The organism is Pseudomonas sp. MAG733B (assembly GCF_036884845.1).
GTDB lineage: Bacteria > Pseudomonadota > Gammaproteobacteria > Pseudomonadales > Pseudomonadaceae > Aquipseudomonas.
Map to the genome: position 1 here is coordinate 3,421,492 of NZ_CP145732.1, position 13,463 is coordinate 3,434,954.

Annotated in this window: 10 protein-coding genes; 1 reads left to right on the forward strand and 9 read right to left on the reverse strand. The window is 60.3% G+C overall.

Features of this window, described 5'->3' with window-relative positions; all coding sequences use genetic code 11:
• Positions 1 to 96: 96 nt before the first annotated feature.
• Positions 97 to 1,188, forward strand: a complete 1,092-nt coding sequence (locus V6Z53_RS15900; protein WP_338580528.1) for a PilT/PilU family type 4a pilus ATPase — start codon at positions 97 to 99, stop codon at positions 1,186 to 1,188.
• A 94-nt stretch (positions 1,189 to 1,282) separates the two neighbouring features.
• On the opposite strand, the gene V6Z53_RS15905 is transcribed toward V6Z53_RS15900, so the two are convergent.
• The 9 genes from V6Z53_RS15905 to V6Z53_RS15945 all read right to left on the reverse strand — a co-directional run bounded on the left by V6Z53_RS15905 (position 1,283) and on the right by V6Z53_RS15945 (position 13,370).
• Entirely contained in the window at positions 1,283 to 3,238 is a 1,956-nt protein-coding gene (locus V6Z53_RS15905) for an acetoacetate--CoA ligase (protein ID WP_338580529.1), read from the reverse strand.
• 136 nt (positions 3,239 to 3,374) lie between these two features.
• The gene (gene hbdH / locus V6Z53_RS15910; RefSeq protein ID WP_338580530.1) at positions 3,375 to 4,148 is read right to left on the reverse strand and encodes a 3-hydroxybutyrate dehydrogenase; all 774 of its coding nucleotides are present in this window, start codon (positions 4,146 to 4,148) and stop codon (positions 3,375 to 3,377) included.
• A gap of 7 nt (positions 4,149 to 4,155) precedes the next feature.
• Positions 4,156 to 5,547: a GntP family permease gene (locus V6Z53_RS15915; protein ID WP_338580532.1), complete on the reverse strand. Its 1,392-nt coding sequence runs from the start codon at positions 5,545 to 5,547 to the stop codon at positions 4,156 to 4,158.
• Positions 5,548 to 5,835: 288 nt separating this feature from the next.
• Positions 5,836 to 7,251, reverse strand: a complete 1,416-nt coding sequence (locus V6Z53_RS15920) for a sigma 54-interacting transcriptional regulator (protein ID WP_338580533.1) — start codon at positions 7,249 to 7,251, stop codon at positions 5,836 to 5,838.
• A gap of 146 nt (positions 7,252 to 7,397) precedes the next feature.
• On the reverse strand, positions 7,398 to 8,978 hold the full coding sequence (locus V6Z53_RS15925; RefSeq protein ID WP_338580534.1) for an ABC transporter ATP-binding protein: 1,581 nt from the start codon (positions 8,976 to 8,978) through the stop codon (positions 7,398 to 7,400).
• Between the two features lie 27 nt (positions 8,979 to 9,005).
• Positions 9,006 to 10,028, reverse strand: coding sequence for an ABC transporter permease (locus V6Z53_RS15930; RefSeq protein ID WP_338580535.1), 1,023 nt, complete (start codon positions 10,026 to 10,028; stop codon positions 9,006 to 9,008).
• A complete protein-coding gene (locus tag V6Z53_RS15935; protein WP_338580536.1) occupies positions 10,028 to 11,086 on the reverse strand; it encodes a microcin C ABC transporter permease YejB in 1,059 nt (352 codons plus the stop codon). The genes V6Z53_RS15930 and V6Z53_RS15935 overlap by 1 nt, the downstream gene beginning before the upstream one ends.
• Positions 11,086 to 12,954: an extracellular solute-binding protein gene (locus V6Z53_RS15940; RefSeq protein WP_338580537.1), complete on the reverse strand. Its 1,869-nt coding sequence runs from the start codon at positions 12,952 to 12,954 to the stop codon at positions 11,086 to 11,088. The genes V6Z53_RS15935 and V6Z53_RS15940 overlap by 1 nt, the downstream gene beginning before the upstream one ends.
• Before the next feature lie 134 nt (positions 12,955 to 13,088).
• Positions 13,089 to 13,370, reverse strand: a complete 282-nt coding sequence (locus tag V6Z53_RS15945) for a peptidylprolyl isomerase (RefSeq protein ID WP_007984657.1) — start codon at positions 13,368 to 13,370, stop codon at positions 13,089 to 13,091.
• Between the last annotated feature and the right edge of the window lie 93 nt (positions 13,371 to 13,463).

Genomic DNA, 13,463 nt, shown 5'->3' on the forward strand with positions numbered 1-13,463 from the left:
GAGTCGGTGAGGCGGCATCTACTATTCTTGGTTGACGCTGAATGCCCCGATTCGGGTCATTTTTTTTCATTGAATGCTTCGCAGGTGCTTTTTGCCATGGAAATCGATGCGTTGTTAAAACGTCTGGCCAGCCAGGATGGCTCCGACCTTTACCTGTCCACCGGCGCGCCGCCCTGTGCGCGTTTCGACGGGGTTCTTGCGCCCCTGACCGATCAGCCGTTCAAACCGGGGGACATCGCGGCGATTGCCGGGTCCATCATGGACGCCGAACAGCGTCTGGAGTTCGATCGTGAACTGGAGATGAACCTGGCAATCTCTTTGATCGGTATCGGGCGCTTTCGGGTCAATATTTTCAAGCAGCGTAACGATGTGTCGATGGTCGTGCGCAACGTCAAACTCGACATTCCGCGCTTCGAAGACCTCAAATTGCCGCTGGTGTTGCTGGAAACGGTAATGCTCAAGCAAGGCTTGATACTGTTCGTCGGCGCCACCGACTCGGGCAAGTCTACCTCGCTGGCGGCGCTCATCGACCACCGCAATCGCCATACTCGCGGGCATATCGTCACCATCGAAGACCCGATCGAGTACATCCACCGGCATAAAAAATCGATCATCAATCAGCGCGAGGTCGGCGTCGATACGCGCAGTTTCCATGCTGCGTTGAAAAACACCCTGCGTCAGGCGCCGGACGTGGTGCTGATCGGCGAGATCCGCGATCGCGAAACCATGGAACATGCCCTGGCCTTCGCCGACACCGGGCATCTGGTGATCTCCACGCTGCATGCTCACAACGCCCATCAGGCGCTGGACCGCATCATCAACTTCTTCCCCGAAGAGCGCCGGAGTCAACTGCTCAATGATCTGGGGAATAACCTCAAGGCCTGCGTTTCCCAACGGCTGGTGCGTAGCCGCGATGGGCAACGGCGGGTGGCGGTGGAGGTGATGCTGGGGACGCCAACGGTTGGCGATCTGATTCGGCTCAATCAGTTTTCCGAGCTCAAGGGTGTGATGGAGAAGTCAGCGGCGCAGGGGATGCAGACGTTTGACGGCGCGCTTTATGCTTTGGTCGTAGAGGGCGTGATTGATGAGGAAGAAGCGTTGAAGCATGCCGATTCGGTGAACAATCTGCGGTTGCGGTTGAAGTTGCACACGGAGTCCACTCCTGGCGATTGGGGGCTCATGGACTGACGCAAATCCCCGTAGAAGCTGCCGCAGGCTGCGATTTTTTGACTTTAAAGATCAAAAGATCGCAGCCTGCGGCAGCTCCTACATAGGGCGCATTTTAACTCTGCAGCTCTGGCCGGTCGCGAAACTGCTCTAATGCCTCGGGATTGGCCAGCGCATCGGTGTTCTTCACCTTCTGCCCATGCACCACATTGCGCACCGCCAACTCGACGATTTTGCCGCTGATGGTCCGGGGAATATCCGTCACCGCGACAATCTTCGCCGGCACATGGCGCGGTGTGGTGTTGGCGCGGATGACGTGGCGAATCTCTCGCTCCAGCGTTTCATCCAGCTTGACGCCATCGCGCAAACGCACGAACAGCACAACCCGCACGTCGTCCTGCCATTGCTGACCGATGGCCACGCTGTCCAGCACCTGCGGGACTTTCTCCACCTGTCGGTAGATTTCCGCCGTGCCGATGCGCACGCCGCCGGGGTTGAGCACCGCGTCGGAACGGCCGTGGATCATCATCCCGCCGTTCGGCAATTGCTCGGCGTAATCGCCTTGGGCCCAGACACCGGGAAACTGGCTGAAATACGACGCCTTGAGCTTTTCGCCGTCCGGGTCGTGCCACAGACCGATGGGCATCGCCGGAAAGTGCCGGGTGCAGACCAGTTCACCCTTTTCACCAATCACCGGTTGACCGTCGTCGTTCCATACCTCGACGGCCATGCCCAGGCTTTTGCCCTGCATTTCGCCACGACGCACCGGTTGCAACGGATTGCCGTTGGCAAAGCAAGAAACGATATCGGTGCCACCCGACATCGAAGCCAGGCACACATCAGCCTTGAGGTCTCGATAAACGTAATCGTAGCTTTGTGGTGATAGCGCCGAACCGGTGCAAAGCAGGGTTTTCAGACTGCCCAGATCATGGCTGTGCATGGGCTTCACGCCGCTGCTTTCCAGGGTTGCGAGGAATTTCGGGCTGGTGCCGAAGACACTGATGCGCTCGTCGTCGATCAGATCAATCAGGCGCTCGGGGTCAGGCTGAAACGGCGAGCCGTCGTACAGCACAACGGCGCTGCCCACGGCGAGGGCCGAGACCAGCCAGTTCCACATCATCCAGCCGCAAGTGGTGTAGTAGAACAGGCGTTCGCCGGGGCCGAGGTCGCAATGCAGGCCATGTTCCTTGACGTGTTGCAGCAACACGCCGCCGGTGCTGTGGATGATGCATTTCGGCACGCCGGTGGTGCCGCTCGAATAGAGAATGTACAGCGGATGGGCGAAGGGCACGGGGATGAAATCCGGCTCGCCGCCGGGGAAGTAGAAGTCGTCCCACAGCGTCACGTTCGCCGCTGTGTGGAAGTCTTCGATGCGCGCTTCTGGCCGTGCGTAAGGGACGATGACCAATTGCTGCAACGACGGCAGGCGTTCGAGGATTTCGTTGACCTTGACGGTCTGGTCGATCTCTTTGCCGGCGTAGCGATAGCCGGCGCAGGTCACCAGCACTTTCGGTTCGATCTGGCCGAAGCGGTCGATCACTCCCTGCGTGCCGAAGTCCGGCGAAGAGCAGGACCAGATCGCGCCGAGGCTGGTGGTGGCGAGCATGGCCACCAGCGTCTGCCAGGTGTTGGGCATACACGCCGCCACCCGATCGCCCAAGCCGACGCCGGCGGCGATCAAACCGCTTTGAAAGCCGGCGACATGCTCCGCCAGTTCGGCCCAGGTCAACTGTTCGCGCTGGCCGTTTTCCGCCACAGCCACCACCGCTACGGCGTCGTCGCGACGGCGCAACAAGTGTTCGGCGAAGTTCAGCGTGGCGCCGGGAAACCACTGGGCGCTGGGCATTTGCGCGCCTTCGAGCAGTACCGCGTCGGGTTGCTCATGGAAGCGGATATCGAAGAAGTCGACGATGGCTTGCCAGAAATCCTGACGCTGATCGATGGACCACTGGTGCAGGGCAGGGTAGTCGTCGATGTGCAGGTGATGCCGCTGATTGATGAAACGCCGAAAGGCTTCCATGCGGGTCTTGCCGATGCGCTCGGCGCTGGGTTGCCACAGGATCTCGGACATGGTTTGCCTCGCATTCATTCGTTTTTTGTGGCGAGGGAGCTTGCTCCCGGTGGGTAGCGAAGCCGCCCCAAAAAGAGTGCGACCGCTGCGCAGCCGAGCGGGAGCAAGCTCCCTTGCCACAGGGTCCAGCGGCTGCTTACTGCGCCAACCACCCACCATCAATATTCCAAGCCGCACCCCGCACCTGAGCCCCGGCCTCGCTGCACAAAAACAGCACCAGCTCGCCCAGTTGCGGCGGGGTCACGAATTCCAGCGACGGCTGTTTCTCAGCCAGCAAATCATGTTGCGCCTGCTGCGGGTCAATCCCGGTCGCGGCGCGATCATCGATCTGTTTCTGCACCAGCGGTGTCAGCACCCAACCCGGGCAAATCGCGTTGCAGGTGACGTTGCTGGTCGCGGTTTCCAGGGCGACCACTTTGGTCAGCCCGATCACGCCGTGTTTGGCTGCAACATACGCGGCCTTGCCCGTCGAACCGACCAGGCCATGCACCGAAGCAATGTTGATCACTCGGCCCCAACCCTTGGCGCGCATGCCCGGCAAACTCAGGCGAGTGCTGTGAAACACCGACGACAGGTTGATCGCGATGATCGAATCCCAGCGCTCCACCGGGAACTCGTCCACCGGCGCCACGTGCTGGATGCCGGCGTTGTTGACCAGGATATCGACGCCGCCAAACTCACGCTCGGCGTAGGCAATCATGTCGGCGATCTGCGCCGGGTCGCTGACGTCGGCCGGGTGATGGCCGACTTTGCCGCCGAACTGCTCGACCTCGGCGATCACTTTGGTTGCATCGCCAAAACCGTTGAGGATCAGGTTGGCGCCGGCCTTGGCCAGGCTCAGGGCAATGCCCAGGCCGATGCCGCTGGTGGAACCGGTGACCAGTGCGGTCTTGCCCGAAAGAGTCGTCATGAATACCTCACACAATGCCAGTGGCGTAGAAAGTACCGATCACCACGAAAACCGCCAGGGTCTTGATCAGCGTAATACAGAAAATGTCTTTGTAAGCCTCGCGGTGGGTCAGGCCGGTGACCGCGAGCAAGGTAATCACTGCGCCGTTATGCGGCAGGGTATCCATGCCGCCACTGGCCATTGCCGCTACGCGGTGCATGACTTCCAGCGGGATGTTCGCGGCGTGGGCGGCGGCGATGAACTGCTCGGACATGGCTGCCAGGGCGATGCTCATACCGCCCGACGCGGAACCGGTGATACCGGCCAGCAAGGTCACGGTAATTGCTTCATTGACCAGCGGATTGGGAATGCCCTTGAGCCAGTCGGCCAGCACCAGGAAGCCCGGCAGGGAAGCGATCACCGCACCGAAACCGTATTCCGAGGCAGTGTTCATCGCCGCGAGCAACGCACCGCTGACTGCGCTTTTGCTGCCTTCGGCGAGCTTGCTGCTGATCGCTTTGTAGCCGAACGCCAACACCATGAGGATGCCCACCAGCAACGCGGCCTGTACGGCCCAAATTGCGGTGAGCTTGGCGATTTCGGTGGTCACCGGTGCGGCCATGCCCGGCAGCGCCAGGCTGTGGGTCTTGCCGTACCACTGCGGAATCCACTGGGTGAACAGCAGGTTCATGATGCCCACCGCCAACAGCGGCGACAGGGCGATCCACGGGTTGGGCAGTTTGATGTCGGCGGCGGTTTCCGGCTCGTTGCGCAGGTCTGTGCCATAGCCTTCACCGGAACGCTGGGCCTTGTTGCGTTGGCGCTGGAGGAACAGCATGCCGGCGCAGAAGACGAAAATCGTCCCGATCACACCCAGCCACGGTGCCGCCCAGGCAGTGGTGTTGAAGAAGGTGCTGGGGATGATGTTCTGGATCTGCGGGGTGCCGGGCAGGGCGTCCATGGTGAACGAGAAGGCGCCGAGGGCGATGGTCGCCGGGATCAGACGCTTGGGGATGTTGCTCTGGCGGAACATTTCAGCGGCAAACGGATAGACCGCGAACACCACCACAAACAGCGACACGCCGCCGTAAGTGAGCAAGGCGCAAACCAGCACGATCACCAACATCGCCTGACGGGTGCCGAGTAAGCGGATGGCGGCGGCGACGATGGAGCGCGAAAAGCCGGACAGTTCGATCAGCTTGCCGAACACCGCGCCGAGCAGGAACACCGGGAAATACAGTTTGATGAAGCCGACCATTTTCTCCATGAACACGCCGGTGAAGGCGGGTGCAACGGCGGAAGGGTCAGTCAAAAGGACAGCGCCGAGGGCGGCAATCGGGGCAAAAAGGATAACGCTGTAGCCACGGTAAGCAGCCAGCATCAGCAGCGCGAGGGCTGCCAAGGCAATGATCACACTCATGGTGTGTCTCCTGGGATTGTTATTTTTGTAGATGAAGCATTGGGTAGGAGAGAGCGTTAGCGAGTTTCGTGCCAGATGATTAAGTTATTGAAATATAAGGATATATTTTAGATTTTTATGTTGTGCTTGAGTGATTCGTCTCTCATTGGAGACTTTTGTCCGTTGGGGTGGCCTCATCGCGAGCAGGCTCGCTCCCACAGTGGACCGCGTTCTCATGAAGAAAACCGTCTCCCTGTGGGAGCGAGCCTGCTCGCGATGGTCTTTCTAACAATGGAGATTCATGTCTCGTTAAAGAGATTCTGCAATTCCCAACGCCACCATCTTCTTGTACAACGTCGACCGCCCAAGCCCCAGCCGCGCCGCCGCGTCGATCACCTTGCCCCCGCATTGCGCCAGGGTCGCTTCGATCAATTGTCGGTCGAAACGCTCCCGCGCCGCACTGAACGTCTCGTGTTCCAGCGGTTCGATGGTCAACGGCGCCACGCGCTCAACCGGGGTGAACGTGCCGATCGCCGCGCGGATGTCCGTTGCTGAAAGGCGCAGGTCATCACTGAGCAGTGCGGCCCGTTCCAGCACATTGCGCAGTTCGCGGATGTTCCCCGGCCAGGCATGTTGACCCAGAAGCGCCAGTGCTTCGCTGTGGAGCTCGTGCTGGCTGCGCAGCTCTTCAAGGATGGCTTCGCTGAGGGCGGGCAGGTCGTCGAGTCGGTCGCGCAACGGCGGAACGTGGATCGGCAGGACGTTGAGGCGGTAATACAAATCGGCACGAAACTCGCCGCGTTTGATCGCCGCTTCCAGATCGGTCGAAGTGGCGGCGATGACCCGCACATCGCTCTGGATCACGTCGTTGGAGCCGACCGGTTCGAATTCCTTTTCCTGCAATACCCGCAGCAGTTTGCTTTGCAGCGGCAGCGGCATGTCACCGATTTCATCGAGGAACAGCGTACCGCCCTGAGCGATCTGCAATTTACCGGCGCGACCCTTGCGATCGGCGCCGGTAAAGGCGCCGGGCGCGGTGCCGAAAAATTCGGCTTCCAGCAATGATTCCGGGATCGCCGCGCTGTTGATGCTGACAAATGCCTTGTGCGCGCGCGGCGAGGCATTGTGGATCGCCTGCGCCAGCAACTCCTTGCCGGTGCCGGTTTCACCGAGTAGCAACACCGGCGATTCGGTGCTGGCGCTGCGCCGGGCGCGACGTTTGACTTCCAGGCTGGCGGCGCTGGTGCCGATGAAGTGGGCGAAGTTGTACTTGGTCTGCCTTGCCCGCAACAGTGAGCGGGTCGACGCCAGTTCTTCCTGCATGCTCATGTAGCGCTTGAGCATCGGCGACAGGCTGCGCAACTCATCGAACAGGGCAAAACCGATGGCGCCAATCACTTCGCCGGCGTCGTCATGAATCGGCAGGCGCATGACCACCAGCGGCTCTTTGGGGGTGTCTTGCATGTCGAGCAGAATCGGTCTTCCGGTGCGCACCACTTCACGCAACAGACTGCCGGGGATCACGCTTTCGCAGGCCTTGCCGATAGCCCCCTCGGCCGATTGCAGGCCGAAACGCCGGGCATAACGCTCGTTCATCCAGACGATGTTGGCGTCGCGGTCGACGATCACCGTGCCTTCGCTCGACTGCTCGATGATCTCGAACAACGAACGGATCGCCAGCAGGCGAACGCGCTGGTAGTCCTTGAGGCTTTCGGTGGTGTTCATGGGTGCTGATCCTGATTTTTTATTGCCTGGCCCGGCCTCTTCGCGAGCAAGCCCGCTCCCACATTGGATCTGTGTTGTTCACAATTCCCCTGTGGGAGCGGGCTTGCTCGCGAAGGCCGCGCCGCGGTCTGACTTCATGACACCGATTATGCCTGCCCCACATGCGCCGCCGCCAACAGCTCCTTGGTATACGGATGCTGCGGCGAATCGAACACGTCGTGGCTGGCGCCGCTTTCCACGACTTTGCCGTCCTTGACCACGATCATGTCGTGGGCCAGGGCGCGCACCACCGCCAGGTCGTGGCTGATGAACAGATAGGTCAAACCGTGTTTTTCCTGAAGCTGGCGGAGCAGGGCGACCACCTGTTTTTGCACGGTGCGGTCCAGCGCCGAGGTCGGTTCGTCCAGCAGGATCAGCGCCGGTTTCAACACCAGAGCGCGGGCGATCGCGATGCGCTGGCGTTGGCCACCGGAAAATTCGTGGGGATAGCGATGGCGGCTTTGCGGGTCCAGACCGACCTCTTTCAATGCACGAATCACTTCGGCGTTGCATTCCTCGGTGCTCAACTCGCTGTGCACCTCCAGGCCTTCGCAGATGATCTGTTCAACCGACATCCGTGGGCTGAGGCTGCCGAAGGGGTCCTGGAACACCACCTGCATTTTCTTGCGCCACGGCCGCAATTGTTTCTGCGTCAAACCGTCCAGTGATTCGCCCTGAAAGCGAATGCCTCCCTCGGAGTCGAGCAGGCGCAGGATCGCTTGGCCGAGGGTGGATTTGCCGGAACCGGACTCGCCGACAATGCCCAGTGTCTTGCCGCGCTGGATGCTCAAACTGATGCCGTCCACGGCTTTCAGATACGTCTTGCGCTGGAACAGTCCGCCGCCCACGGCAAACTGCACGCGCAGATTGTCCACTTCCAGCACGTTTTCGCGCTCGTCTCGAGGCAGCGCTTCGCCTTCCGGTTCGGCGTTGAGCAGTACGCAGCTGTACGGGTGTTTCGGCTCGGTAAACAGGGTTTCGCAGGTGGCCTGTTCGACAATTTCGCCGGCCTTCATCACGCAGACGCGTTGGGCGATGCTGCGCACCAGATTGAGGTCATGGCTGATCAGCAGCAGCGACATGCCGAGACGCCGTTGCAGCGACTTGAGCAGCAACAGAATCTTGCGCTGCACGGTGACGTCGAGTGCGGTGGTGGGTTCGTCGGCGATCAACAGTTCCGGCTCGCAGGCCAGGGCCATCGCGATCATCACCCGCTGACGCTGGCCACCGGACAATTGATGCGGGTAGGCCTTGAGTCGTTCCTTGGGTTTCTGGATGCCCACCAGGTGCAGCAACTCAAGAATCCGCGCCTGCGCCGCTTTGCCGGCCATGCCTCTGTGCACCAGCAAGGTTTCGCCGATCTGCTTTTCGATGCTGTGCAGCGGATTGAGCGAGGTCATCGGCTCCTGGAAAATCATCGCGATGCGGTTACCGCGCAATTCACGCAATTTGCGGGCATCGGCGCCGACCAGTTCCTTGCCGCGATAGCGGATGCTGCCGGTGGTTTCAGTGCCACATTCGGGCAGCAATTGCAGGATCGAATGGGCGGTCACCGATTTGCCTGAACCCGATTCGCCCACCAGTGCCAGGCATTCGCCGCGGCGGATATCCAGGCACAGATTGCGCACCACGGTCTGGCCACTGAAGGCCACGCTGAGGTCACGGATTTCGATCAGGTTGTCACTCATATCAACAGTCCGCGTCAGGCTCTTGGATCAAGAGCGGGGGTCAAAGGCATCGCGCAACGCTTCGCCGATGAACACCAGTAAAGAAAGAATCAACGCCAGGGTGAAAAACGCCGTCAGGCCCAGCCACGGCGCTTGCAGGTTCTGCTTACCCTGACCGATCAACTCGCCCAGGGAAGCACTGCCGGCGGGCATGCCGAAACCCAAAAAATCCAGCGCGGTGAGCGTCGAAATGGCCCCGGTCAGAATGAACGGCAGGTAACTCAAGGTCGCGTTCATGGCGTTGGGCAGAATGTGCCGCACGATGACTTTGCGATCGGTCAGGCCCAATGCGCGGGCGGCTTTCACGTATTCCAGATTGCGTCCGCGCAGGAACTCGGCACGCACCACGTCCACCAGCGCCAGCCAGGAAAACAGCGCCATGATCCCCAGCAACCACCAGAAATTCGGCTCGACGAAGCCCGAGAGAATGATCAGCAGGTACAACACCGGCAACCCGGACCAGACCTCCAGCAGCCGCTGACCGAGCAAGTCGACCCAGCCACCGTAATAGCCTTGCAGCGCACCTGCGGCAATGCCGATCAACGCACTGACGAAGGTCAGCATCAAGGCAAACAGAATCGACACCCGCGCGCCGAAAATCACTCGGGCCAACACATCCCGCGCCTGATCGTCGGTGCCCAGCCAGTTCACATTCGTCGGCGGGCTCGGGGCGGGTTTATTGAGGTCGTAGTTCGGCGTGTCATCGCTGAATGGAATCGGCGGGAACAGCAGCCAGCCGCCGTCCTTCTTGATCAGATTCTGCACGTAGTCGCTGCGGTAATCGGCCTGGAACGGCAGTTGTCCGCCGAACTCCTGCTCGGTGTAGCGTTTGAGCGCAGGGAAGTACAGCGAACCTTGATAGCTGACCATCAGCGGCTTGTCGTTGGCGATCAACTCGCCGCCGAGGGTCAACAGGAACAGGCCGACAAACAGCCACAACGACCACCAGCCACGGCGGTTTTTCTTGAAGCGTTCAAAACGACGACGGCCCAGCGGCGAAAGCTTGAACATCAGGCGTTCCTCGCGGCGAAGTCGATACGCGGGTCGACCAGGGTGTAGCACAGGTCGCCGACCAGTTTTATCAGGAGGCCGAACAGGGTGAAGATGAACAGCGAGCCGAACACCACCGGATAATCCCGAGAAACCGCCGCTTCATAGCTCATGCGGCCCAGGCCATCGAGGGAGAAGATCACCTCGATCAACAGTGAGCCGGCGAAGAACACGCTGATGAACGCCTGCGGAATCCCCGATACCACCAGCAACATGGCATTACGGAACACGTGGCCGTACAGCACGCGACGCTCGCTCAAACCCTTGGCGCGAGCGGTGACCACATACTGCCGGGTGATTTCATTGAGGAACGAGTTTTTGGTGAGGATGGTCAGGGTCGCGAAACCGCCGATCACCAGCGCCGTCACCGGCAGCACCAAGTGCCAGAAGTAATCGGTGATTTTGCCCAGGGTCGACAGCGACTCGAAATTGTCCGACACCAGGCCGCGCACCGGGAACCAGTTCAGCGAAGTGCCACCGGCGAAGACGACGATCAGGAACATCGCAAACAGGAACGCCGGCATGGCGTAGCCGATGATGATCGCGGTGCTGGTCCAGATATCGAAATGACTGCCGTGGTGTACTGCCTTGCGGATGCCCAGTGGAATCGACACAAGGTAAGTGATCAGCGTCGCCCAGAGCCCGAGGGAAATGGTCACCGGCATTTTTTGCAGGATCAGGTCGGTGACGGTGGCGCCACGGAAGAAGCTCTTGCCGAAATCCAGCTGAGCGTAACTGGTCAGCATCAGCCAGAGACGCTCATGTGCCGGCTTATCGAAACCGTACTGCTTTTCGATGTCCTTGATCAGCTGCGGATCGAGGCCACGGCTGGCGCGGGAGGTCGGCATTGCCTCGCTCGAACTGCCGCCGACACTGGCACCGCCAATACCTTGCAGGTGCGCGATCGCCTGTTCCACCGGCCCGCCCGGCGCGGCCTGCACGATGACGAAGTTGACCAGCAGGATGATCACCAGCGTCGGAATGATCAGCAGCAGACGCCGCAGTATGTAAGCCCACATCAATGCGGCCCTCCGGGTCTGCCACGGCGAATGCGCTCGGCGGTCATTTCCTGGTTGGTCAGTGGCGTGGTGCTCACTTCCCACCAGCTCTCGATGGCTTCGTCATTGCTGGCTTGCACGTCGGGAATGCCGAAGCGGTTCCACCACACGGTGGATGTTCCCGGCGGGTAATAGTTGGGGATCCAGTAGTAGTTCCATTGCAGCACCCGGTCCAGCGCACGGGCGTAGCGCAGCATGTCCTGTTGGGTGTTGGCGCGCACCAGACCGTTGATCAAGGTGTCCACCGCTGGATTTTTCAGCACCATGTAATTGTTGGAGCCAGGATCGTTGGCTGCGGCCGAGCCGAAGTAGTTGAACAGCTCGCCGCCCGGAGAGGTGGTGACCGGGTAACCAGTGACGATCATGTCGTAGTCGCGGCTCATCAGGCGGTTAACGTACTGGGACGAGTCGATGCGACGGATGTTCAGGTCGATGCCGATCTGTTTCAGGGTGCGTTTGTACGGCAGCAATAAGCGGTCCATGCCGTTCTGACTGACCAGGAAAGTGAAGCTCAGCGGCTCACCGTCGGCGTTGACCAGTTGATCACCCTTGGGTTTCCAGCCGGCCTGTTCGAGCAGCTCCAGGGCTTGGAGCTGCTTGTCGCGAATCAAGCCGCTGCCATCGGTTTTCGGCGCTTCGAACACCTTGGTGAAGACTTCGTCGGGGATCTGCCCGCGCAAAGGTTCGAGAATCGCCAGCTCACCGGCATCCGGCAGTTTCCGGGCGGCGAGGTCGGTGTTGGAAAAGAAGCTCTGCTGGCGGATGTACATGTTGCGCATCATCTGCCGGTTACTCCATTCGAAATCCCAAAGCATGACCAGTGCCTGGCGTACCCGGCGGTCCTGGAACATCGGATTCTGCAGGTTGAACACAAAGCCCTGGCTTGGTTGCGGGGCTTCTGTGGCCAGGTGGGATTTTTGCAGGCGACCATCGCTCAGGGCCGGGCTTTCGTAACCGATGGAATAACCGGTGGCGGAAAACTCGCGGTTGTAATCGTAGGCGCCACCGCGCAGGACCTGGCGGGCCACGTCGGTATCGCCGAAGTACTCGATGCTGAAATGATCGAAGTTGTACAAGCCGCGACTGACCGGCAAGTCCTTGCCCCACCAGTCGGCGTTGCGCTCAAAGGTGATGCTGCGCCCGGAGTCGACCTTGCCTACTTTATAAGGACCACTGCCAAGCGGCGGCTCGTAACCGCCGCCACCGGCGAAATCGCGGCTCTTCCACCAATGCTCGGGAAACACCGGCAGGGTAGCGATGTCCAGCGGCAAGGTACGGTTTTCGTTGGTCTTGAAGTCGAAGCGCACGATCAGCGGTGACTCGACTTCGACGCCTTTGACGTCGGCGAATTGCGTGCGATAACGCAGGCTGCCCTGGGTCATCAACAGATCGAAGGTGTAGCGCACGTCTTCGGCGGTGATGGGCTTGCCATCGGCAAAGCGTGCCTTGGGATTGATATAGAAGCGCAGGGACAGTCCGTCATCGGAGCGTTCCATCTGCTGAGCCACCAGGCCATAAACGGTGTAAGGCTCGTCGAGTGAACGCTGGGCCAGAGGCGAGTAGAGCAAGCCATCAATCTGCGTGACGCCAATGCCTTTGTCGATGTATGGCAACACATGGTCAAAGTGGCCGATCTCGATCGCCGAGCGACGCATCGTGCCGCCCTTGGGGGCCTGCGCGTTGGTGTAGGCGAAATGACTGAAGCCGGCAGGATATTTGGCCGGTTCACCGTATACGGTCAGCGCGTGTTGCGGTGCAGCATTCACACCGGTGGCGTCCAACAGCAGGGCCACGGCAGTGAAGAACACAGTAGGGAAAGCCAGTCGCATTGTCAGCCTTAGAGCCGGGTGTCGTTATCAACAATTTGTACGCTAGCGGCGCGTCCCTCGCCAGCCGAATTACGTATATGAAATACAACGGCCCACCAGAAGGCGGGCCGTTGTGGAGCAAAGTCAGGCGTCGATCAGTCCTGACGGCTGGTCACTTCCAGCAGGTGATAGCCGAACTGGGTCTTGACCGGGCCTTGCACGACGTTGATCGGTGCGCTGAAGACCACGGTGTCGAATTCCTTGACCATCTGGCCCGGACCGAACGAACCCAGGTCGCCGCCCTGACGGCTGGAAGGGCAAGTGGAGTTGGCCTTGGCGACTTCGGCGAAGTCTGCGCCAGCCTCGATTTGGGCCTTGAGTTCGTTGCACTTGGCTTCGCTGGCTACGAGGATGTGGCGGGCAGTGGCTTTAGCCATGGGAAAATACTCCTTTCAATGTTCGGTAAAATGTCGAGCCTACCGGATTCAGGGCGCTATTTCTTCTCAAAATTCCGTGCACTGCGCCCTGGG